This is a genomic window from Streptomyces sp. NPDC054841 (assembly GCF_053611045.1).
Genome location: NZ_JBSGZO010000673.1, coordinates 1 through 3,629 on the forward strand (window position 1 = coordinate 1; position 3,629 = coordinate 3,629).

General features: G+C 68.3%; 4 protein-coding genes. All 4 read right to left on the minus strand.

The window, feature by feature from the left end; genetic code table 11:
* Positions 1 to 24: 24 nt before the first annotated feature.
* Complete coding sequence (thpD, locus tag ACWGI8_RS41500) at positions 25 to 915, minus strand: ectoine hydroxylase (RefSeq protein WP_453668629.1); 891 nt, start codon at positions 913 to 915, stop codon at positions 25 to 27.
* Between the two features lie 2 nt (positions 916 to 917).
* Positions 918 to 1,322, minus strand: a complete 405-nt coding sequence (locus ACWGI8_RS41505; RefSeq protein WP_453668630.1) for an ectoine synthase — start codon at positions 1,320 to 1,322, stop codon at positions 918 to 920.
* Positions 1,323 to 1,430: 108 nt separating this feature from the next.
* Positions 1,431 to 2,699, minus strand: coding sequence for a diaminobutyrate--2-oxoglutarate transaminase (gene ectB / locus ACWGI8_RS41510; protein ID WP_453668631.1), 1,269 nt, complete (start codon positions 2,697 to 2,699; stop codon positions 1,431 to 1,433).
* A 145-nt stretch (positions 2,700 to 2,844) separates the two neighbouring features.
* A complete protein-coding gene (gene ectA, locus ACWGI8_RS41515; RefSeq protein WP_453668632.1) occupies positions 2,845 to 3,342 on the minus strand; it encodes a diaminobutyrate acetyltransferase in 498 nt (165 codons plus the stop codon).
* Positions 3,343 to 3,629: the final 287 nt, after the last annotated feature.

The following is a 3,629-nucleotide window of genomic DNA, read 5'->3' on the forward strand; positions in this document are numbered from 1 at the left end:
ACCGGCCCCGGCACACTCCCGCCGCTACCGCACCGGAGTGAAGTCCCGCGCCCCGATGAACGACGGCCGTGGCACCGGCGCCGCGAAGGGCTCCTGCGCCGCGTTCTCCACGCTGTTGAAGACGATGAAGACATTGCTGCGCGGATACGGGGTGATGTTGTCCCCGGATCCGTGCATCGCGTTGCAGTCGAACCAGGTGGCCGAGCCCGCCTTGCCCGTGAAGAGCCGGATGCCGTGGCGGTCGGCGAACGCGGTGAGCGCGCCGTCCGACGGCGTCCCGGCATCCTGCATCTGCAGCGACTTCTTGTAGTTGTCCTTCGGCGTCTCGCCGGCGCAGCCCAGGAACGTCCGGTGCGAGCCGGGCATGATCATCAGCCCGCCGTTGGTGTCGAGGTTCTCGGTCAGCGCGATCGACACCGATACGGTCCGCATCCGCGGCAGACCGTCCTCGGCATGCCAGGTCTCGAAGTCCGAGTGCCAGTAGAAGCCCGAAGCCCCGAACCCCGGCTTGACGTTGATCCGGGACTGGTGGACGTACACGTCCGAGCCGAGGATCTGCCGCGCCCTGCCCACGACCCGCTCGTCGCGCACCAGCGCCGCGAAGACCTCGCTGATCCGGTGTACTTCGAACACCGACCGTACGTCCTGGGACTTCGGCTCGACGATCGAGCGTTCGTCGGCGCGTACCTCCGGGTCGGAGATCAGGCGCTCCAGCTCGGCGCGGTAGACCGAGACCTCGTCCGGAGTGATCAGCTCCTCGATCGCCAGGAAGCCGTCGCGCTCGTACGACTGGAGTGCGGACGGGGCGATCGGGCCCGGCGCCCCGGGCGGGGACCAGACCACGGGGTCCTGGCGGGGGACGGCCGTCTCGGCGGCGCCGCGGGTCGGGTAGAGATCGGTGAGCGCGGTGGTCATGGTCAGCCCTCCTCGGTCTCGGTCAGCAGGGGGTAGACGCCGTTCTCGTCGTGGTCCTCCCGTCCGGTGACGGGCGGGTTGAAGACGCAGACGCAGCGGAAGTCCGTCTTGGGGCGCAGGGTGTGACGCTCATGGCCGTCCAGCAGGTACATCGTGCCGGGCTCGATCCAGTGCGCCTCGCCGGTCTCGTCGTTCGTGAGCTCGGCCTCGCCCTCCACGCAGAGCACGGCCTCGACGTGGTTGGCGTACCACATCGACGTCTCCGTACCCGCGTACAGCACGGTCTCGTGCAGGGAGAAACCGGCCTTCTCCTTGGCGAGCACGATGCGCTTGCTCTCCCAGGTGCCGGACTTCGCCTTGACGTGGCGGTCGGTGTTCTCGATGTCCTTGAACGATCGGACGATCACGGTGGTGCGCTTCCTTTCGTACGTACGTAGTTCGGGGCGGTCGGACCGACGGCCGGCCGGGTGGCCGGGTGGCCGGGCGGCGGGGCGGCCGGGGTGTCGGACGGACGGTCAGGCCGTCTCGCGGATCGCGCGCGCGAGCGTGCGCAGCCCTTCGTCCAGCTCGTCGGGCGTCACGGTGAGCGGCGGCAGCAGCTTCACCACCTCGCTCTCCGGCCCCGAGGTCTCCAGCAGCAGCCCCAGCTCGAAGGCCCGGGCGCAGACGGCGGCAGCCCGGGCCTTGTCGGTGAACTCCAGGCCCCAGACCAGCCCGCGGCCCCGGTAGTGGGCCCCGTCGGCGGAGTTCTCGTCGGAGATCGCGAGGAGCGCCTGCTCGACCTGCTCGCCGCGGGCGAGGGTCTGCTTCTCCATCTGACCGTCGGACCAGTACGCGTCCAGCGCGGCGGCCGCGGTGACGAAGGCCGGGTTGTTGCCGCGGAACGTGCCGTTGTGCTCGCCCGGCTCCCAGACGTCCAGCTCCGGGTTGAACAGGCAGAGCGACATGGGCAGTCCGTAGCCGCTGATGGACTTCGACAGGGTGACGATGTCCGGGGCGATGCCTGCCTCCTCGAAGGAGAAGAAGGCACCGGTGCGGCCGCAGCCCATCTGGATGTCGTCGACGATCAGCAGCATGTCCTGGCGGTGGCAGAGATCGGCGAGCGCCCGCAGCCACTCGGCGCGGGCCACGTTGATGCCGCCCTCGCCCTGCACGGTCTCGACGATCACGGCCGCCGGCTTGTTGAGGCCGGAGCCCTGGTCCTCCAGCAGTCGTTCGAACCAGAGGAAGTCCGGGATCTGCCCGTCGAGGTAGTTGTCGAACGGCATCGGCGTGCCGTGCACCAGCGGGATGCCGGCGCCGGCGCGCTTGAACGCGTTGCCGGTCACCGCGAGCGAGCCGAGCGACATCCCGTGGAAGGCGTTGGTGAAGGAGACGATCGACTCACGGCCCTTCACCTTGCGGGCGAGTTTCAGCGCCGCCTCGACCGCGTTGGTGCCGGTCGGGCCGGGGAACATCACCTTGTACGGCAGATCGCGCGGCCGCAGCACGATGTTCTGGAAGGACTCCAGGAAGGCGCGCTTCGCGGTCGTCGCCATGTCCAGGCCGTGGGTGATGCCGTCGCGCTCCAGATAGTCCAGCAGCGCGCGTTTGAGTACGGGGTTGTTGTGGCCGTAGTTGAGTGATCCTGCGCCGGCGAAGAAGTCCAGATAGGTGTGGCCGTCCTCGTCGGTGAGGCGGGCGCCCTGCGCGCGGTCGAACACGGCAGGCCAACCACGGCAGTAGCTGCGCACCTCCGACTCCAGGGTCTCGAAGACACTCAGGGCGGGCGGGGTGATGGTCACAGCGTTTCACTCCTGATGTGGGGGTGGGACGGAGGCCGGACGGGGCTCCGGCCGAAGGCGGTCGGTGATCGGACGGAGGTCAGCCGGTGATCGGACAGAGGTCAGCCGGTTGTCGGACAGAGGTCAGCCGGTTGTCGGACAGAGGTCAGCCGGTGATCGGGCCGATGCGGTACAGCACCTCGGGCTGGTGTCCGTCATCGGGGAACAGCCCTCCGCCGAAGAGCACTTCTCGCTCCAGGGACGCGCCGCGCCGGGCCGCGAACGAGGTGAAGAGCCGCTCGGAAGGGGTGTTGTCCGGGGTGACGGTCGTCTCGATCGTGCGGAGGCCGTGCACGGCGGCGACGCGGTGGGTCAGCGCGTCGAGGAGTGTGCCGGCCAGTCCGCGACCGCGGTGCGCGTCGTCGACGGCGACCTGCCAGACGACCAGCGTGTCCGGGCGCTCCGGCCGGATGTATCCGGTGACGAACGCGATCGGTTCACCGTCCGTGCCGCGGGCCACCACGGAGGTCGCGGCGAAGTCGCGGCACCACAGCAAATAGCTGTACGAGGAGTTCAGGTCCAGAACCTTGGAGTCGCGCGCGATTCGCCAGATCGCGGCTCCGTCCTCCACGCGTGGGCTGTCGATGCTCAGTGCGGTGGTCATGCGGATTGAATTTACCGAGCGAATTCGCAAATTGCATCGAGGGGAGGGGTTGGGTGAGGCGCCCTTCTGTGTTATCGCGCGGGCGCGCGCACTGCGCGAGCCTGCGGTGAACTCTCCCCGTTTGACCGGGAGTTATCGGCACAAAAGATCTTTGATGTGGAGTCGGTCACATGCTCGAAACGCACATGGAACGCGTCCGGAATGGGGTGGTCGGTCCTGATGGAAATTTAGTGTTTAGGGTCGTGGAAACCGGGCAGAAGAATGCGGGGAGCTGCTCGCGATAAAGC